Origin of the sequence: Paenibacillus sp. FSL F4-0243, assembly GCF_037963295.1 — a bacterium.
Classification (GTDB): Bacteria; Bacillota; Bacilli; order Paenibacillales; family Paenibacillaceae; genus Paenibacillus_AQ.
This window is the reverse complement of record NZ_CP150151.1, coordinates 4,899,086-4,918,759: the sequence shown is the minus strand read 5'-3', so window position 1 is coordinate 4,918,759 and position 19,674 is coordinate 4,899,086. Positions and strand designations below refer to the sequence as shown.

16 protein-coding genes, 1 pseudogene and 1 riboswitch are annotated in these 19,674 nt (G+C 43.8%); of the genes and pseudogenes, 12 read left to right on the top strand and 5 right to left on the bottom strand.

Annotated features, from left to right (window positions below; all coding sequences use genetic code 11):
* Positions 1 to 9 precede the first annotated feature (9 nt).
* The 4 genes from NSS87_RS21990 (at position 10) to NSS87_RS21975 (ending at position 4,803) form a co-directional block, all read left to right on the top strand.
* Positions 10 to 1,713, top strand: a complete 1,704-nt coding sequence (locus NSS87_RS21990; RefSeq protein ID WP_339242784.1) for a sugar ABC transporter — start codon at positions 10 to 12, stop codon at positions 1,711 to 1,713.
* A 247-nt stretch (positions 1,714 to 1,960) separates the two neighbouring features.
* Complete coding sequence (locus NSS87_RS21985) at positions 1,961 to 2,851, top strand: ABC transporter permease subunit (RefSeq protein ID WP_042129685.1); 891 nt, start codon at positions 1,961 to 1,963, stop codon at positions 2,849 to 2,851.
* Positions 2,852 to 2,875: 24 nt separating this feature from the next.
* On the top strand, positions 2,876 to 3,754 hold the full coding sequence (locus NSS87_RS21980) for a carbohydrate ABC transporter permease (RefSeq protein WP_042190304.1): 879 nt from the start codon (positions 2,876 to 2,878) through the stop codon (positions 3,752 to 3,754).
* A 2-nt stretch (positions 3,755 to 3,756) separates the two neighbouring features.
* Positions 3,757 to 4,803, top strand: a complete 1,047-nt coding sequence (locus tag NSS87_RS21975) for an arabinogalactan endo-1,4-beta-galactosidase (RefSeq protein ID WP_339242780.1) — start codon at positions 3,757 to 3,759, stop codon at positions 4,801 to 4,803.
* A 54-nt stretch (positions 4,804 to 4,857) separates the two neighbouring features.
* On the opposite strand, the gene NSS87_RS21970 is transcribed toward NSS87_RS21975, so the two are convergent.
* A complete protein-coding gene (locus NSS87_RS21970; RefSeq protein WP_042190300.1) occupies positions 4,858 to 5,892 on the bottom strand; it encodes a glycosyl hydrolase 53 family protein in 1,035 nt (344 codons plus the stop codon).
* Positions 5,893 to 6,155: 263 nt separating this feature from the next.
* Here NSS87_RS21970 and NSS87_RS21965 point away from each other — a divergent pair, with 263 nt between their 5' ends.
* The 5 genes from NSS87_RS21965 to NSS87_RS21945 all read left to right on the top strand — a co-directional run bounded on the left by NSS87_RS21965 (position 6,156) and on the right by NSS87_RS21945 (position 11,603).
* Positions 6,156 to 6,818, top strand: a complete 663-nt coding sequence (locus NSS87_RS21965) for a stage V sporulation protein AA (protein WP_042190298.1) — start codon at positions 6,156 to 6,158, stop codon at positions 6,816 to 6,818.
* Positions 6,815 to 7,240 carry a stage V sporulation protein AB gene (locus NSS87_RS21960; RefSeq protein WP_339242777.1) on the top strand — a complete coding sequence of 142 codons (426 nt, stop codon included), beginning with the start codon at positions 6,815 to 6,817 and terminating at the stop codon, positions 7,238 to 7,240. The genes NSS87_RS21965 and NSS87_RS21960 overlap by 4 nt, the downstream gene beginning before the upstream one ends.
* A 710-nt stretch (positions 7,241 to 7,950) precedes the next feature.
* Entirely contained in the window at positions 7,951 to 9,564 is a 1,614-nt protein-coding gene (locus tag NSS87_RS21955) for a spore germination protein (RefSeq protein WP_339248633.1), read from the top strand.
* 127 nt (positions 9,565 to 9,691) lie between these two features.
* A complete protein-coding gene (gene lysA, locus NSS87_RS21950) occupies positions 9,692 to 11,026 on the top strand; it encodes a diaminopimelate decarboxylase (RefSeq protein ID WP_076284538.1) in 1,335 nt (444 codons plus the stop codon).
* Positions 11,027 to 11,171: 145 nt separating this feature from the next.
* Positions 11,172 to 11,603, top strand: a complete 432-nt coding sequence (locus NSS87_RS21945; RefSeq protein WP_042190291.1) for a peptidylprolyl isomerase — start codon at positions 11,172 to 11,174, stop codon at positions 11,601 to 11,603.
* A gap of 57 nt (positions 11,604 to 11,660) precedes the next feature.
* Here NSS87_RS21945 and NSS87_RS21940 read toward each other — a convergent pair whose 3' ends face one another.
* Positions 11,661 to 12,419 carry a TIGR02206 family membrane protein gene (locus tag NSS87_RS21940; protein WP_042190289.1) on the bottom strand — a complete coding sequence of 253 codons (759 nt, stop codon included), beginning with the start codon at positions 12,417 to 12,419 and terminating at the stop codon, positions 11,661 to 11,663.
* A gap of 280 nt (positions 12,420 to 12,699) precedes the next feature.
* On the opposite strand from NSS87_RS21940, the gene NSS87_RS21935 reads away from it, so the two are divergent.
* A complete protein-coding gene (locus NSS87_RS21935) occupies positions 12,700 to 16,143 on the top strand; it encodes a collagen binding domain-containing protein (protein WP_339242774.1) in 3,444 nt (1,147 codons plus the stop codon).
* An 80-nt stretch (positions 16,144 to 16,223) separates the two neighbouring features.
* Here NSS87_RS21935 and NSS87_RS21930 read toward each other — a convergent pair whose 3' ends face one another.
* The 3 genes and pseudogenes from NSS87_RS21930 to NSS87_RS21920 form a co-directional block, all read right to left on the bottom strand.
* A complete protein-coding gene (locus NSS87_RS21930) occupies positions 16,224 to 16,451 on the bottom strand; it encodes an ATP-binding protein (RefSeq protein WP_339242772.1) in 228 nt (75 codons plus the stop codon).
* A 13-nt stretch (positions 16,452 to 16,464) separates the two neighbouring features.
* Entirely contained in the window at positions 16,465 to 16,962 is a 498-nt protein-coding gene (locus NSS87_RS21925) for a HAMP domain-containing sensor histidine kinase (RefSeq protein WP_339242770.1), read from the bottom strand.
* Between the two features lie 91 nt (positions 16,963 to 17,053).
* Positions 17,054 to 17,239 (bottom strand): annotated as a pseudogene (locus NSS87_RS21920) (DNA-binding response regulator); the annotation flags it as partial.
* Positions 17,240 to 17,506: 267 nt separating this feature from the next.
* Here NSS87_RS21920 and mscL point away from each other — a divergent pair.
* Both mscL and ribD read left to right on the top strand, forming a co-directional pair.
* Positions 17,507 to 17,911 (top strand): large-conductance mechanosensitive channel protein MscL, encoded by a 405-nt coding sequence (mscL, locus tag NSS87_RS21915; RefSeq protein ID WP_076284542.1) that lies wholly within the window; start codon positions 17,507 to 17,509, stop codon positions 17,909 to 17,911.
* A 248-nt stretch (positions 17,912 to 18,159) separates the two neighbouring features.
* Positions 18,160 to 18,335: riboswitch (FMN riboswitch) on the top strand.
* Positions 18,336 to 18,551: 216 nt separating this feature from the next.
* Positions 18,552 to 19,652: a bifunctional diaminohydroxyphosphoribosylaminopyrimidine deaminase/5-amino-6-(5-phosphoribosylamino)uracil reductase RibD gene (ribD, locus tag NSS87_RS21910; protein WP_042190282.1), complete on the top strand. Its 1,101-nt coding sequence runs from the start codon at positions 18,552 to 18,554 to the stop codon at positions 19,650 to 19,652.
* Positions 19,653 to 19,674: the final 22 nt, after the last annotated feature.

Sequence of the window (19,674 nt, the reverse complement as noted above, 5' to 3'; positions counted from 1 at the left end):
GGGAACAAAATGAGCGCGATGAAGAGAAAGAGATGGCTGCCGCTCCTGTGTATGAGTATGCTTTTGGTAGGTAGTCTCGCAGGTTGTTCGGGCAATAATGCTGCTGATGGAAAGAATACAGCCGGTGATACGACTACCAATACAACATCTAATTCTGAAAACGCCTACAAGGATAAATATGATCCTGAGGTAACCATTACAACGGTATGGGGTGTTGACCCTGAGCTTAAATTCAAGAACGGGGAAAGCATTGAGAATAACGTAGCTACGAAGTGGACAAAAGAAAAGTTCGGCATCAATATTAAATCACTTTGGTCCATTACAGATACGAATGGTGCTTTTGGAACCAAACTGCGCCTGTCGATGTCATCTGGTCAGGAAATGCCCGATGTTGTAACGATCGGTACGGGTGATAGCACGATTGCTCAGGATTTGATCGATTCCGGTATGTATGCTGAAGTGGGAACACTGTTTGATAAATACGCTTCAGCTACTTGGAAAGAAGCCATGGCACAGGATCCGAACGTATGGAACCAATACAGCCGTGATGGCAAAAGAATGGGTCTGCCTGTTCTCGATTACGCGTACAACCATGATTACATTCTTTGGATCCGCCAAGATTGGCTGGACAAGCTAAATATGCAAGCACCTAAAACGATAGATGAGCTAGAAAAAGTTATGGATGCATTCAAGAATCAGAACCCTGATGGCTTGGCACCAGACAAGGTAACTCCGCTTAGTATCGGCTTTAAGACATCGATGAACACTTGGATGGGCGATCCTTCCTGGATCTTCGGTGCTTATGGAACGCTTCCGCAGCAATGGAATCTTGATGCTGATGGTAAATTGGAATACGGCTCTGTAAATGCAGGTATGAAGCAAGGGCTGGAAAAAATGAAGGAATGGCTCGCAAAAGGTTACATTCCTCAAGAAGCAGCGCTTTGGGATGAGAACAAAACAGCTGAGCCGGCAGTGGCGGGTACAGCAGGTATTCTCCCAGGACCTTACTGGATGAGCGGTTGGCCGCTTCAAGATACTGTGAAGAATGCTCCGGATGCTGTATGGGCTCCAATTGAAATTCCAGCGGGACCAGATGGTAAAGTTATGCGTCATGGAACACAGTTCACCAACGGTGTAACTCTGATTAGCACTAAGATGAAAAATCCAGAGGCATTCTTCACCTATCAAAACTATCTGTTCGATAACTTCGCTGATCCTAAGCCTGGTAGCGAGCTGGATAATGGCCTCTTCGCAGGATATGACTATGAACTAGATGCAAACGGTAAGATGATTGAAAATGATAAAATTGCTGGTGGTTATGTGAACAGCGTTCGTTATATGCTGGTTCGTGACGGTGCCCGGATTCCGGATGCCCAAATGAAAGCCCTTCTTAATCTTGCAGATGGTGCTGAACCAACCACTCGTTTGGAGAAGGATGTAGCTGTGAACTATGGTAAGGATACCCCTGCAGCTGCAAAGGTTCTGCTGGCACAAGAAGATAAATCCTTCAAAAATATGTTCACCGGTCCTACTACTGAAACTATGAAATCGAAGATGGATTATCTGAACAAAATTGAGAACCAAACGTTTAATGAGATCATCTATGGCAACAAGCCACTAGAAGCTTTCGATACCTTCGTAGCGACCTGGAAATCAGGCGGCGGTGACCAAATCACTAAAGAAGTAAATGAATGGTATGACAGCGTAAAATAATGCTCTGTTAAGGGTATAAGTAGCACAATTAGGGACTGTTTCCTCAGCTGTTTATTTAGCTGTGGGAACGGTCTCCTTTTGAGTTAGCGGTTATCCGAATTCGTATAAATTTGCTTCTGTTTCTATACGGTAAAGAGATTGGTTTTGTACCATATATATTGGTTTTGCTCGCTATTTGGGGAATCCTGTCGTTGCTATAATTTGAGTATGGTTACAGAAGAACTTGACACGATATGGGGGACCAAGGATGAGAACACTTAAAAAAACATGGCCATTTCACTTAATGTTGCTGCCGGCGATGATATTCCTGATCATCTTCAGCTTTATCCCGATGGGCGGAATTGTGATGGCGTTTCAGGATTATAAGCCATGGCTAAAAATTTCGGGATCAGCGTGGGTTGGATTAGATAATTTCCGCTATCTATTTGAACGTAATGACAGCATGCAGGTCATTTGGAACACATTGATTATTGCCGTTCTGAAGATGATCTTCAATCTGGCTGTGCCATTTGTTTTCGCCATTCTTTTGAATGAGATTCGCAAGGTTTATATACAGCGTACAATTCAGACATTGGTTTATTTACCTCACTTCTTGTCTTGGGTCATCCTTGGCGGGATCTTGCTAGATTTGCTTGCTACAGATGGCTTCGTCAATCAGATCCTCGGGAGTATGGGGATTAAACCCATCTTTTTCTTAGGAGATAATAACTGGTTCAGGTTCACCGTCATTCTCACGGATGTATGGAAGGAATTTGGTTATAACACGATCGTCTTCCTGGCTGCTCTAGCAGGAATTAACCCTTCATTATATGAAGCTGCTGAAATAGATGGTGCAACCCGCTGGAAACAGACACGTTTTATCACAATGCCTTCTCTACTGCCAATGGTTGTTGTGGTAGGTACTCTGGCTCTCGGAAATGTATTGAATGCAGGGTTTGACCAGATCTTTAACCTCTACAATCCGCTGGTCTATCAGAAAGGCGATATTATCGACACCTTCGTATACCGGACAGCTATTCTGAATGGTGAGATGGGCTTTGGTACAGCAATCGGACTGTTCAAGTCAGCCATTAGTATGGTCCTAATCCTTGTATCATACAGTCTGGCTAAAAAATGGGCAGGATATCGCATTTTCTAAACTACCAATGGAAGAGGGAGACCTATGTATTACAAAACTAGAGGTTATCGTATTTTCAACATATTCAATACTTGTTTTCTGATCATACTCGCACTCATGTGTATTGTTCCTCTGATTCACGTATTAGCTGTATCTTTCAGTGCCAAGTCTGCGGCTGATGCCAATCTGGTGGGCTTGTGGCCAAAGCAGTTCTCTCTGGAAGCTTATAAAAAGACAATGAATAATCCGATATTCCTACACTCCATATGGGTATCTGTACAAAGAACTGTACTCGGAACCGGACTTACGCTTCTGATTACTTTTCTGGCAGCTTATCCGCTATCTAAGGAAAACTCAGCCTTCAAAGGCCGGAATGTTTATTCCTGGTTGTTCGTGTTCAGCATGGTGTTTAATGGTGGTCTGATTCCATTCTATATTGTTATTCAAAAGATTGGCTTAATGGATTCCTTCTGGGTACTCGTTCTGCCAGGTGCGGTGAATACATTCTTGGTAATTCTGATGCTGAACTTCTTCCGCGGTATTCCTAAAGATTTGGAGGAAGCTTCGCTAATTGACGGCGCAGGACATTTCCGTACCTTGTTCAGCATTTACTTACCGATTTCATTACCATCGATTGCGACGATTGCACTGTTTAGTATGGTGTTCCACTGGAACTCCTGGTTCGATGGACTATTGTACTTGAACAATTCCAAGCAGTTTCCGCTGGCGACCTTTCTGCAGACCGTTATCATTCAACGGGATATGAGCTCCATGAGCATTAATCCGAAGGAGATGGAATTAATCTCGCAGACAACGGTTAGAGCCGCGCAAATCTTTATCGGGGCTGCTCCTATTCTAATCGTATATCCATTTTTGCAGAAGTATTTTGTTAAAGGAATGACACTTGGTTCTGTAAAGGAGTAGGGATGATGATAACGACATTTATTAATGGAATGGACATCTCGTTTTTGGATGAAATAGAGCAGGGTGGAGGAAAATTCCATAGTCGCTCTGTTCGGAACGCTGAGGAAGGTGAGGATTTACTCCACATCCTTAAGGACAATGGAGTAAATGCCATACGGCTGCGGATTTGGAATGACCCTCCAGGCGTCTTTTGCAATTTGGAACGGACGCTGGTTATGGCAAAGCGGATCAAAGAAGCAGGGCTGGATTTTCTACTGGATTTTCATTATTCAGATAAATGGGCGGATCCAGCTAACCAATGGAAGCCAAAAGCTTGGGAGGCACTTGACTTCAGTGGTTTGACATCCGCCGTGTATGATTATACACGCGAGACCCTTAAAGCTTTACAGTCCCAAGGCACACTGCCCGATATGGTGCAGATCGGTAATGAAATTACGCCAGGCATGTTATGGGGAGAAGGCAAGGTGGATGGAGATTGTGATACTCCGGAGCAGTGGGAGCAGTTCACTACGCTAGTTAAAGCAGGTATAGCGGGTGCGAAATCCGTCGATTCTGACTTGTCCATCATGATCCATATTGACCGGGGTGCTGATCATCCGGCGAGCCGTAACTTTTTTGATCGTTTCTTAGAACATGGTGTAAATTATGATGTTATCGGATTATCATTCTACTCTTGGTGGCATGGTACTTTGGAAGACTTGCAGCTTAACCTGAACGAATTAGCGCTGCGTTATAACAAGGATATCATTGTGGTGGAAACAGCCTATCCATGGACACTGAATGCACCTGAAGGATTTCCAGTAATTGTAAATGAGGAAGCCCAGCTCCATGAAGGTTATCCAGCCACAGTAGAAGGTCAAGCTAAGTATATGAAGGATTTCATAAACGTAATTGAGAATACACCTAACGGAAAAGGAATCGGCTTTTATTACTGGGAGCCTGCTTGGATTCCTTCGCAAAAGGAATGGTCTGTTGGGCATGAGAATGGGTGGTCCAATTTAGCTCTGTTTGATTTTGAAGGTAAGAAACTGGATTCGCTCCATTTCTAAAGATTATTAGAAAAGAAGACAGCCAATGGTTAAGCACCGTGGCTGTCTTCTTTTTTAATTCAAAAAGGCATCTAAAGCCACCGTAGGCTTACCAGAAGAATCAAAGGCACCTTTTGTGTAAGCGTACCATGTACCATAACTCTCCGGCTCCCAATAGAACACGCCAAGCCCTTTGCCGCCACTTACCGATTTTGTTTTGCTAATGATGTCGGTAAGAAAAGCTTTAGCCGTTGTTGGAGCACTAACGTCCATCCCGACCTCAGAAATGATCACTTCTTTACCATACCGGGCAACCATATCATTCATATTCGTTAATGTCTGAGCATTCAGTGTAGACCAGTTGCTTGTAGTAGGATAGAGTGACATGCCGATCACATCATAGTTGGCACCGTTAGACTTCAGACCGTCAAACATCCAGCGGAATAAGGAATTGTCGTAGCCGTTAGAGAGGTGGACGATGACTTTTGAACTACTACTGACCGCTTTTACTGCACTATATCCTGAATTGATCAACGCAGCAAAATTGCTCATACTTACAGAAGCCTTTCCATCCTCCCAAAGCATTCCATTATTCGTCTCGTTCCCTACCTGTACCCATTCCGGCGTAACACCGCTAGCTTTGAGTGTATTCATAACATCATACGTGTGGTCATATACCGCTGTCTTTAGAGCTGTAAAGTTCTTGCTGGTCCAGGCAGCAGGTTTCTTCTGATTGCCGGGATCTGCCCATGTATCACTGTAATGAAAGTCAATCATGATTCGGAAACCCATGTTCTTGGCCCGAACGGCCTGTTTCACAACATCGGCTTTGTTAGAGAAATTAATGGAAGGGTTAACCCAGACCCGTAGTCTAATGGAGTTCATTCCGTGATCTTTGAGAATTTGCAGTAGGTCTTGTTTCACACCGTTATCATTGTAAAAAGACCAATTATAGTACTCCATCTCCGATAGCCAGCCTACATCAGCCCCTTTTGCAAAAGTCGTAGCAGCTTCCGCTGGTTTGTTATTCCCAAAGTTGAAACACATACTAAACACGAGAGACAGGCAAACGAACAATTTGAACGTTGTTTTTGAGTTCTGTTTGTTCATGATCATAACCTCCGGATTAGGATTTTAACAACAGGCGCCCTTAGTTTAGCGATGGTTGTATCCGTTTACATAAAACTCCTCCCTTTCTCTTTTATAACAAGATTGTAAGGTGGGGTAAGCATTCCCGATACCAATAAAAATTCAACATTTCAGCATCTTTGGAAATTGATTCAGAGCTTCAAGAGTAAAAATAAGGCTTTACTCCCATACTACCGTTATCTTGCACCGGAGCTACTTGACCACAACCTTTAGGAGGAATGCGGATGAAACAACATTCTGCTCCCGCCATCTATATACAGCTTAAGAACCGGGTGACGGTGCCCAAAGGTAAAGGTGTCACATTGGGTGATATTGCATTTTTGATCGCGGAGCCAGAGCTGAAAGAGTCGCTGGAATCTATTCTGCTAATGAAGCCAGAGCAAAGTGACGGCAATCTAATTTTGATTGATCTTCTGATGGTTATTCCCCGCATTTATGAGCTTTTGCCGGAAGCGGACATTGAGCCGATCGGCGAAGGGAGAACGATTGTTCAGATTGAAGGTCCAGTGGAGAGGCGGAAGCCTTCAGTAGCGATGTTTGTCTTAGTGTGGCTGCTGCTGTTCTTTGGGTCTGCGCTGACCATCATGAATTTCCATGCAGATGTAAACATGCAGGAGGTTCAAATCCGAATCGTGGAGATGATAACCGGTCATCGGGATGAGCATCCGGTTGTATTTCAGATTGCGTATTCGCTGGGAATCGGCTTTGGGATGGTCATTTTTTTCAACCATTTATTTAAGAAAAAGTGGAATGAAGAGCCTACACCGCTAGAAGTGGAAATGTACCTGTATCAGAAAAATATCGACCAATACGTCATCAATGAGGAGTATAGCAAAATGAGGCGCCGTGGAGAAAATCAACCAGAGAACGTGGAGGACGGAAGATGACGGCACCTATAACACTAGGGTTGAATTTGCTGCTGGGTATTGCAGGGGGGATCGCAGTAGGTGGTGGTGTGATCGCTTTATTTGTGGTTCTCGACATGGTGCCCCGTCTGGCTCAATTAACTTCTTCTTACGATAAAGTACATTGGTACGAGGGTGCGATGGTAGCTGGATCATTGCTAGGAACCGTAAGTGATTTTTGGAATTGGAAAATATCCTCAGGTCCTTTAGTTGAACTTGGTATAGGACTTTTTGACGGGATTTTTGTCGGGATGCTTGCTGCAGCATTGACCGAGGTATTAAATGTGCTGCCGATACTCGCTAAACGCTTGAACATGACACATTATCTGTTCGGCCTGTTAATGGCGATGGTAAGCGGGAAGGTCGCGGGTTCTTTGTTCGACTGGTTTGTATACCGACAGTAAACGGGGGTTATGGAATGAGCAAATTTATTCACAGCGGTGATTCTGTGCCAGAAGAGGATCATCAGGAAGAAAACGCTGCGGCTGCCGCAGCAATGAAGAATACCGCAGAGGATCTAGTTGATGATCATACCGAGGTTAACGGAGCTTCTATGACCAGTGAAGACGCAGATCCGGCGGAAAATACTACTGCAGCTGATCCGAGTCAAGAACAGCAGGATGCACAAGCAGCTGCGGAGCTAGGGGCAGAAGAGCAAAGCGCTGAAGCATCAGCTCAGCCGGATTCAGGGCAGCAGGATGCAGAAGCAGCTGCGGAGCTGGGGGCAGAAGAGCAGAGTACCGAAGCGTCAGCACAGCCCGATTCCGGGCAACAGGATACAGAAGCAGCTGCGGAGCTAGGGGCAGAAGAGCAAAGCGCTGAAGCATCAGCTCAGCCGGATTCCGGGCAACAGGATACAGAAGCAGCTGCGGAGCTAGGGGCAGAAGAGCAAAGCGCTGAAGCATCAGCTCAGCCCGATTCCGGGCAGCAGGATGCAGAGGCGTCAGATGAGCTCGGGAATCAGGAGCAGAATGAGCCTGGTAAAGGATTTTTTGCCAGGTTATTCGGCTTAGATTCAGACTCGGAATCCGAAGATGAGGTACAAGATCAGAATACCCAACAAGCAGGCGGATCAGGGTCCGCAACAGAGTCCGGGGAAGAATCTCAAGCCAAAGTGACGCCAAAGTCCAAACTATCTAAGAAGCAAGCGCAACAAGAGTCACAAGACAGCAATCAAAAGGGGAGCGGCAAGCTACAAAAGAAACGGGATCACGAGCACTCCAACTCGTTAAAAGAATCCGTCATTTACTGGCAAGGTAATGATGAAATCCCAATGTCCCTGCAAGATACGAAACAAACACTTACTGAGGTAATGGGACTGGGCACAAGCTTTGATGTAACGTTCAGACAGATGTCCTTTGGCGGACATAAGACAGCTCTACTCTGTTTAAGTGGATTTACCAACACAGATGTGACCGATGATATTCTAAAACGTCTGACCTATCTCACCTCTGAGAATCTGTCTACGGGTGTGCTGTCTAGCTTTATGAATGAATATGTCCCTCACATCCAGGTGGAAGAGGGGAATTCTTTAAGCGAAAGTATCGAGAAGGTACTAGAAGGCTTGAGCGTGCTATTCGTCGAAGGTGAGAACAAAGTTATCATCATGGATACTCGTTCTTACCCTAGTCGCAGTCCAGCCGAGCCTTCGATTGATCGGGTGGTGCGCGGTGCGCGCGACGGTTTTACAGAGACTTTACTGAGCAATATCTCGCTTGTCAGAAGACGGGTTCGAGATCCAGGGTTAAAATATGAGCTATTTCGGGTTGGGCGACGGACACAAACAGATGTATGCGTGGCTTACATTGATGATATCGTTGATAAAACACAGGTCAAGTCTGTTATCGACAAAATCAAAAGCATTGATATTGATGGTATTCCTCTGGCAGATAAACAATTAGAGGAGGCGATTATCGGCGGTGGATGGAATCCATATCCTATGGTGCGTTATTCTGAACGCCCTGACGTCGTAGCTTCCAATTTATTGGAGGGACGGGTAATAATATTTGTAGATACCTCACCAATTGTTATTGTTCTTCCGACTACCTTTTTTGATCTTTGTCAACATGCAGAGGAGAATCGTCAGACTCCTTTTATGGGAACGTACTTACGGTGGGTCCGTTTCATCGGTATATTTGCGTCCATGTTCCTGCTGCCGCTATGGATGTTGCTTGTCATTCATCCTGAACTAAAGCCGGCTATGCTGGACTTCATTGGACCTCAAAAGACCGCCAGAATTCCAATACTCGCCCAGTTTCTTATTGTGGAGCTTGGGGTTGATTTACTGCGGATGGCCGCAGTACACACTCCAACCCCTTTAGGCTCAGCGATGGGTCTGATTGCAGCGATATTGATTGGCGATATAGCGGTGAAGAGCGGCCTTTTTGTAAACGAGGTTGTTCTATATATGGCTGTAGCTTCCATAGGCATGTTTGCGACCCCGAGTTATGAGCTGGGTCTTGCGAATCGAATAGTCAGGCTTGTATTATTACTAGCCGTAGCGGCATTCCAGGTGCCTGGATTTATGATTGGCACGACGCTACTGACTATTTTCCTAACTACCCATCGGTCCTATAACTCCTCTTATATGTGGCCGTTCATACCTTTTAATGCAAAGGCAATGAGCGAAATTCTAGTGCGCAAGCCAGTCTTAAGCTCGAAGACAAGGCCGTCTTTCAACAAAACTAGAGACAATACAAGGGTGCCGCCTACTCAAAAGAATGATTAACAATCGTAGGAAAATACAAAACTACTGCAAATTAGTCCATTCAATGGAGTTCCCACTGTCTGTTATACTGAATACACTAAAGACAGGGTGGAACCTTGATATTCCACAGAAATTGGAGGACTAAAGAATGTTTCTACACGGTACTAGCCGAATTAACGATGCTGGGCATTTGGAGATCGGCGGATGTGATGTAACTGAATTGAAGGCGGAATATGGAACCCCGCTATATATATTGGACGAGCAATTGGTGAGACAACGTTGCCGGGAATATATGGATGCTTTTAAATCCTCTGGACTTGGGTTCCAAGTAGCTTACGCAAGTAAGGCGTTCTCAGTAATGGCTATGGTTCGTTTGGCTGATGAAGAAGGCTTGTCGCTTGATGTTGTATCTGATGGCGAACTTTATACTGCTTTGCAAGCTGGCTTTCCTGCAGAACGCATTCATTTTCATGGCAACAATAAGACGTCTGAAGAGATCGAAATGGCGATTGATGCCGGGATTGGCTGCTTTGTAGTCGATAATCTGGTAGAGCTTAATCTTTTGCAGTCGATTGCATCACGTAAAGAAGTTAAAGTTAACATCTTGTTACGTGTGACACCAGGTGTCGAAGCTCATACGCATGAGTATATTACAACAGGCCAGACCGATTCCAAATTTGGATTTGATATCGGTAATGGATCGGCTTATGAAGCAGTTAAAGCGGCAGTCAGCAAAAAGAATTTAGTGCTGCTTGGCGTACATTCCCATATTGGTTCTCAAATTTTTGAAACGGATGGATTCCAGCTTGCTGTTGAACGTGTAGCGAGTTTTGCTCGTAGTGTTAAAGAAGGTTTGGAAGTGGACTTCCGTGTAGTAAACCTAGGTGGAGGTTTCGGTATTCGTTACGTTGAGGGTGATACCCCGTTACATGTTTCTGAATATGTAACTGCAATTACGGATGCCGTGAAGACTCATTTTGCTGGAATCTATAATGCTTTGCCTGAAATTTGGGTGGAGCCGGGCCGTAGTATTGTTGGAGATGCAGGTACTACACTTTATACAGTAGGTACGAACAAGGATATCCCAGGCGTGCGTAAGTACGTTGCCGTTGACGGTGGGATGACTGATAATCCACGTCCTGCATTGTACCAATCTAAATATGAGGCATTACTTGCTAATCGTGCGAATGAAGAGGCTACAGAAACTGTATCCATCGCTGGTAAATGCTGCGAGAGCGGAGATATGCTGATCTGGGATGTAGAGCTGCCTGAGGCTGAAAGCGGCGATCTGTTGGCTGTAGCCTGCACAGGCGCTTACAATTACTCCATGGCGAGCAACTACAACCGGCTTCGTCGTCCGGCTTTAGTGTTCGTTCAGAACGGACACAGCGATCTTGTAGTGCGTCGCGAAAGCTATAATGATCTTATTGCCAACGATATTGTTCCTGAGCGTATCGCTAAACAAGCTGCTGTTGCTAAGTAACAGCCGTTAATGTTAGGTAGGGAAAACTGGTAAGGCATAAAGAGCAAGCAGGAATTACTCCTGCTTGCTTTGCTTTGTGCGTAGTTTCATAGTAATATAATTGAGGTATTCTAAATTTGTTAATTTTGAAAGGGGTCATTTACATATGGCAAAGCAAGCGAAAATTACTCTTGAAAATGGCGGCGTAGTGCTGATTGACTTGTTCGATCAAGATGCACCAAACACTGTAGCTAACTTTGAAAAGCTAGCAAAAGATGGTTTCTACAATGGATTGACATTCCACCGTGTTATCCCTGGTTTCGTAGCTCAAGGCGGATGTCCTAACGGAACTGGATCTGGTGGTCCAGGATACACAATCAACTGCGAAATCAACCCAAACAAGCACGAGCGCGGAACACTTGCTATGGCACATGCGGGTAAGAACACAGGCGGAAGCCAGTTCTACATCTGCTATGCACCGCAACCACACTTGGATGGAGTTCACACTGTATTCGGTAAAGTAGTTGAAGGTATGGATCTTGTTGATACTTTCAAAGGACGCGACAAAATGACTTCGGTAGAAATCATCGAAGCTTAAGAATTCTTAATTTAAAAAGGCTAGTCTCCGGATTATCGGAGGCTGGCCTTTTCTTATTTAATAAGGAATCCGGCTTATTCGTTTACGTCTCGATTTACGTTGCTCTGGCACCCAGAAGAATACCAAATACATGAGCAGAAACACAATGAAGGCAAACAACTCTTCCACAAGCAGGTAATAAGGATAAGGCCCGAAATAATCCAATACAGAATAAGTGCTGGGCTTATGAGATAAGAACATGTAGTTAGATCCTAGGATGTAATTGGCGATCCACACACAAGCGGCCACAAGGTTTAGTCCAAGCATGGTGAACAGGAGGGATTTCCAAGTGGGCTTATAGCCCTCAATCCAGGTCATATAAAGAGAAGCGAGAACAATACCACCATGTGCTATAAAGAACAGTAGAAATCGGAAATGAGGGAATGGATAGACCAGATTCGGTGTGAGTAAAGCAATGAATGCTCCACCAATCCCAGCAAAATACAGAAAGGAATATAGTGCTCGGCTGCGAGTGATCAGCATGATAACGGATAGTAGTAAAGTAATTCCGCATAGTTCGAGCGGGAGTGAGCTGCTGGATTGCCATACGCCTTGAGAGAGGTACCATATTTGAAGACCTGTTTCTGAGAACAAAAGAATAATAATCAGCAGCAAGCGCACACTTTGCCGAAGTCTCACATCAGTCCGAATCTCGAATCTTAAACTGTAAAACAGTATACAGACCAATGTAATGATAGACAGAGCAATCCAATGTGAAGGGGAGAACATAATGAAATCCTCCGTACGCTGTCGATCAAAATAAGATGAAAGATGCATGGAACCAACCTCCTTCGTACCTAAAAAGCACTTCAAAAAACATCATTGTAAATTTTTGATATTTTCTGTTTCGAAACATCCAAAAAATGGTTATATATGTATGCATTCTGTCAGCTACCCACAAAAGGATGGCTTTTCATTATTTTAACATAAGATGAGGTAGTGGGCGCGGAATTACATAAGAAGCATTCGAGCATGAGGAATGGCAGAGATTACGCTTCAAGAGGGGATACAAACATAGAAAAATCAAATTGGAAAAGGAATTGGAGGCTTTAGGATAATGTTAAAGAAAAGAATAAGTGTGATGATCGTTATTCTGATGCTTGTAGCGCAATATGCCTATGGCATCGGGTTCACTCCACAAGTACAAGCAGCGGCAATCGATCAAGAGCGGAATATCATCACCAGTGTCTCAATGGCTGTATATGGTGAAGACGGGCAGACGGTTACGGATAGCGTCTATGAGCAAGAAGCTAATGTAACATTAGATTATACGTGGTCTCTTCCTAAAGCTCATCCGTACAAGCAAGGTGACACCTTTACCTTTCAGCTTCCAGAGCAGTTTCAGCTTTTTAATGATATTAGCGGCTTGTTGGTCTCAGAGGATGGAGATGTAGGAACTTTTACAGTTGAGCAGTTATCACACCAAGTAACAATGACCTTTAACGACTACATAGAAACGCATGATGACGTGCAAGGAACGCTTCGGATCAATACTAAGTTTGATAAACAAACAATTTCAGGAAGTACTGTTCAGCAGATTTTATTTCCGGTGAGCGGTGGTGTTCAGACGGTTACTGTGAATTTCAAACCGAATGTAGGATCGACCATTGAGAAGAGGGGGATTCCTCAGGGTTTTAATGCAGACCATATTCTATGGTCTGTTGACGTAAATAAATCATTAAAAACTGTTGGAAATGCAGTCGTAACGGACCCTATACCAACAGGTTTGTCACTTAGCACTCCGGTTACTGTGAGTGTGTATCAACTGAGTATCCAGTTGGACGGTTCGGTAACACAAGGTGCACTACTCGATACCAGTAAATATTCTACAGAGTTCACTGGAGGATCGTTAAATGTTCGTTTCACTGATCCTGCGATTTCGAGTGCTTACCGTATTGAATACTCCACAGCTATTACTGATGAGCATCGGCTAAGCTTCACGAATACAGCGACTTTTACAGGAAATGGGCAAGTTCCTGCAAGTTCCTCTGCTACTGTTCAAGTAGAACGAGGAGGAAGCTTGAACAAGTACTCTAGCGGATATGACTGGAGCAATCAAATCATTTCCTGGGCAATCGAATATAACTATAATAAAAAAACGATTCCGCAAGGAAATGCTGTACTAAAGGATTTGTTTGATGATTCTCAAGCGTTAGTAGCCAATTCGATAAAAGTATACACAGTGCAACTGGATTCAGCGGGTACAGCAACGTTGAGTAATCTTTTGACCAAGGATATTGATTACACTGTAGTTGCAGCTTCAGACGTGAAGAAGTCAGGGTTCACCTTGCAATTTAAACAAGATGTAACATCTGCTTATCGAATCGAGTATAAGACCAAAGCTGTAAAACGTGTGTTTGAAGATACTATAATCACTAATACAGTTACGGACAGTACCTATACTGGAGAAGCTACACGCTTAATACGGCCAGCCATTTTGTATAAGAACTTATCAGGCGTAGATTATCAGAATAAAACGGTTGGATGGAAAGTCACATTAAACAGTGATAACTATCCAATGGGTCAGGTTGAAGTTACGGAGTCATTCCCGTTTGGCGGACTGAAGTTTATTCCGGAATCACTCGTAATTAGAAATTCTAATGGGAATGTATTGAATCCTTCCAAATATAGTTTGGTTTACAATGCTCCTGTTCAGGCTAATAAAGGATTCAAGGTTGTCTTTAATTCGCAGATTACTGGTCTTTATACGATTAGCTATACAACGGAATTTAATAAGGATTGGATTTGGTCTAATACTGAAAATTTCAATAACAAGGTTAGGATGGACTGGTTAGACACGTCCGAAATTCCTCGCACAACAGAAGCAGAAGGGCTATTTATTCCAAGAACCGAAGCGAAAAGCAATGGTTTGAAGTTTGGTTCTTATAATGCTTCAACTAAAGAATTAGCTTGGACATTAGGGGTCAACTATAATAGCAAAACAGTTGCAGAGCCAGAGGTCGTGGATATTTTGAAATCGGGTCAAACCCTGGTTCCTGGATCGCTGAAAGTGTACACCATGAATGTTGCTAAGAATGGAGACCCAACGAAAGGTGTCGAGGTAAATAGTAGCAAATACACTTACAGTGTTAATGGTAATAATGAGCTGAAGCTCTCCTTTACAGATGCTATTCAATCCGCTTATTATATAGAATTTCATACAAGTCTTGAAGGCAAAGTCATTGGCACTTCTATTGATAATAAAGCCAGTCTCTATGATGGGGCAAAAAAGGTATCCAAGGATTTGAACGCTACCGTAAAGATTCCTTATGGAGACGAATATCTCTTGAAAAATGGTGTTCAGAATGGCGAAAAAATCGATTGGGGCATTCAAATTAATCGTAGTCAGTCTACTGTGAAGAATGCGTTAATCAAAGATACTCCTAGCGCTAATCAGATTCTGCTGCAGGATTCATTCCATCTGTATCCTACAAGCGTAGCTGAAAACGGGGATGTAACAAAAAGCGGACCTGAATTGATTCAGGGTATCGATTACAGCTTAGAAATAAAAACGGATGTAGACGGCAAGCAGTCGTTTGCTTTAAGCTTCGCCAAGGAGATTAGTAAACCTTATATTCTCGACTATCAATCCCTGATTATGGCGAATACAGGAGACAAGGTTACTAATACTGTTCGTTTCAGTGGTTTTAATGTTATCGAAATAAGCAAAGATTCTTCTAAAGAAATTATCGTCGGTGTGTCGAGTGGATCAGGATCAGGCAGCGGGGTTAGAGGTTCCTTGATGATCAAGAAGCTGGATGCAGAGGACAACTTGAAGACGCTGGCAGATGCAACTTTTGCACTCTATCGCCTTAACGGCTCAGACAGGGTATTTATTAATAGCTTAACCACAGATTCCGCTGGTACAGCAACATTCAATAAATTATGGTTGGGTAACTACGTATTGATTGAGACGACAGCTCCTAGTGGCTATGTACTTGATCCTAAAGAGCATCCAGTGTCCATTCATTCTTCATCAACGAATCAACTCGTAATTACGAATCAAAAAGCAGTGGAGCCTACGCCTACTGCAACGCCAGAACCAACTATAGTCCCAACCGCAACACCAGCAGCTTCATCGGAACCGACGGCTACTCCGTCAACGGAGCCGACATCAGGACCTGCGTCTACACCAACCTCAGGAGCCCCAGGAGGTCCGTTAACACCTACACCTACGAGTTCGCTGGTGCCAGGAGTAATCATTAATGATCCGGCAGTACCTGCTGGGCCTGGGAATACGACCGATCTGGAATCCGCGACATCAGAAGAAGTAGGAGCTCCTGATTTAGTTATTACAGATGAAAATGTTCCTTTGGGTGAAGTCGACATTGTTGATGAGGAAGTTCCGAAAGGTACAGTCAACAACAGCACTTCAAGTGCCCCTCAGCTTCCAAAGACGGGAGAAAGTAGCCCTGCGCCGCTCTACATGACAGGTATCGGATTAATAGCCATAGGCTTTATTCTAAACCGTGTGTTTAGACGTGGAGGGAACTTAAAGTAAGTGAATAAGTATGATTTGAAATTGAACGGAAAGAAGCACCCGGCGTGATTATAGTCGGGTGCTTTGTTTGTGTTTAGAACCTATTCACTCGCAGGGAAGGAAGTCTCGAATTCGGTTTGTTTACGTGAGCTTTTGGCTAAAATTGTTCCACCGTGGAGCTCTGTGATGCTCTTGGCAATCGCGAGTCCTAAGCCGCTTCCGCCAGTCTCCCTAGAACGTGACTTATCTACACGATAAAATCGCTTGAATAAGTGGGGGAGGTCCGTGGCAGGGATCGGGTTACCATAATTCGTGCATGTAGCAATCACACTGTCATCTTTTCTATGAAACGGAAATATCTAGAATCTTACCTTCTTTACCGTATCTAACCGCATTGGTAAATAGATTCTCGTATAATCGTACTAACTCGTCCGCATCACCATGGATAATCAAAGGGCCCATATCCGTATGAATACGGTAGGTCATATCCGCTTGCTCCAATACGGGAGCGAATTCCTCGACAAGCTGTTCGAGCAGCTTGCCGAGATCTACAGGCTCCATATTAAGGGGAAGCCCGTTGCTGCTAACACGTGTATATTCAAATAAATCGTCGATTCGCTTTTTAAGAGTCAGGGACTTCTCATAGGCGATATTCACATAATAACGCAGCTCAACCTCGTTCTTATAACGATCCTTCTCCACATATTCCAGGAATCGCAGTACAGAAATTAGAGGGGTTCGAAGATCATGGGATACACCAGTGATTAGGTCGTTTTTTGCTTTCGCTGCTGCTCGTTCTTCATCTATAGCGGATTTTAGCTTGCCCGCCATGAGGTTCATATTTTAAAGCCAACTATTTTCCAAGATAAGGTATCGAATCTTTTAAAGTTCAACTATAAGAACCTCCTTTTTCCAGTTTGTAGCCAACGCCCTATATCGTCTTTAAATACAGTAGTTTTCTCGGCTTAGCTTCAATTTTTTCTCTGATTTTTCGAATGTGTACCATGAGTGTATTACTGAGTCCAGTAATTTTATCTAGTTCCTGACCCTTGGCAGATAACATAATAATCGGGAATTTTTGTGTTTCTCGAATTTTTATACAGGCCTCTATACCGTCCGTACTACAAGAAGTATACAATATTCTCGATTGAAATCCTTATTTCAAGGCCGGCGAGGATCGATGGGAAACAGTTTGTTTAGCTCTTTGAAAAACTTAAAGCTATCATAAAGCCTTCCACATACCAAAGATGAGACAGGCGAACTTCCCAATGGCGGCATGTAAAAGTAAAAAGTAAACTTAATAGTTTCTTAACAAGCCTTAAGATTTGGGAAGCGGCTATGCTATAATAATTTCAAATTCAATAGGTTGGAGGAGAATTGGAAGATGTGGAAAGAGTTTAAAGCTTTTGCCCTGAAAGGAAATGTACTAGATTTAGCCATTGCTGTCGTTATCGGAGCAGCTTTTGGTAAGATTGTGACTTCATTAGTATCTGACATCATTACGCCAATTGTCGGCTTGATAACAGGTGGTATAGATCTGAAGGATCGGGCTCTAAGTGTTATGGTTATGCATAATGAACTGATTATTCCTTATGGGCAATTTTTGCAGGCGGTAGTTGATTTCTTTATTATTTCCTTCTCAATCTTTATGGTGATTAAATTGGCTAATAAATTCCAGCGTAAAGAAGCCGTTAAAGTTGAAGTGGTGGAGACGCCAGCACCCGCAGAAGATATCGTGTTGCTAACGGAAATTCGTGATTTGTTGAAACAACAAGAACGCGGATTGTAATTGGAAAAAGAAAAAGCGCCTGGAGATACAGTCCAGGCGCTTTTTCTTTTGTTATGTAAATGTATGGAATGGGTTTTAACTGTACATTTGCAGGCTATATATTACCATGTCGTTTCTTCTAGTAATCACCATACCTCTCAGAATTAAGTTACAAATTTTAAGTAAATATATAAAACGCACTTGCATTTCGAAGGTGTAAGTGATAATTTTGTTAGTAAGGAAAACTTGAACCTCAATTAAATAAAGGATCAATCCTTCAGGGCAGGGTGCAATTCCCTACCGGCGGTGATGTTGTTGTAGAGTGCTTATTTATTAAGTTTATCTACCACACTTAGTCCGCTACCCGGCTCGCGTTGTTGACGCGAACGGTGGACCCGGTGAAATTCCGGGACCGACAGTATAGTCTGGATGGAAGAAGGAGAGGTTAACCGCTTGTCTGTAATAGACAGGTGGACTGCAGTATTTTCATTTATTATGTGCGATATTTCACAATTGCCGTCGTTTGACGGTTATTTACGCACACTTTTATTTGGACTGCCGATAAACTCTCGCATAACCCATCTTTACTCCTCCTGGAGAATGAGATGGGTTTTTCTGTTTTTACGCATCAGATAGACAGTAAGTGGATAGGAGGAACGAGATGGATAATATGAATGACGAGTTTTATATGTCGTTAGCGCTGGATATGGCAGAACGGGCCCAAGGACAGACAGGAATTAACCCTGTTGTTGGCTGTGTTGTTGTAAAGAATGGAGCGATGATTGGACTTGGAACTCATTTGCAGCGCGGAACAGGTCATGCTGAGGTTCATGCCTTGAATATGGCGGCCGGTCAAGCACAGGGCAGCACTGCCTACGTAACACTGGAACCTTGCAGTCACTATGGCAAGACTCCGCCCTGCAGCCAAAGGCTGATCGACGAGGGAGTAGCCAGAGTGGTAGTCGCTTGTGAAGACCCTAACCCTCAGGTTGCGGGTCGCGGCGTTCAAATGCTGCGTGAGCATGGCATTGAAGTAGAAGTAGGGTTGCTGCGTGAACGTGCGCTGCGGTTGAATGAGCGTTTTATCAAGTATATTTTGACAAAACAGCCTTTTGTTACGCTCAAGAGTGCCAGCACGCTGGATGGTAACCTAGCTACTAAATCTGGTGACAGTAAATGGATTTCAAATGGTGAAGCGCGGGAGATCGTACATACGCTGCGGCATCGGCATCAGGGAATAATGGTCGGTGTGAACACAGTGATTGCAGATAATCCTTCACTGACTACAAGAACGGAAGTGCCGGGTATTCATCCGATACGGATTGTGATTGATTCTGGACTACGTATTCCTTTGGATTCAGCAGTTGTAAGTGACGGTCTAGCGCCTACTATCATCGTGACAACTGAAGCCGCAGATGATGAAAAGAAAGCAGCACTTCTTCAAGCAGGTGTGCAAATCATTGTTAGCGGAGCAGGACCACGGGTGGATTTGAAGGCTGCTATGGTAACACTCGGTGAAATGGAAATCGGATCGATTTTACTTGAAGGCGGAGGCACGCTAAATGGTGCGATGCTGGAGAGTGGGCTAGTTGATCGAGTGATTCTCTTTTTCGCTCCAAAGATTGTTGGCGGTGGTGCTGAAGCGAAAGGGACGTTCGTATTTCCTGGTATAGAGCTAATGAAGGATGCGATTTCTCTGGAGGGATTGGAAGTAAAAGTGCTCGGAGATAATGTATGTATCAGCGGTACTCCGGTACGCTAAAGTGAATGGTTACAAAACTCAA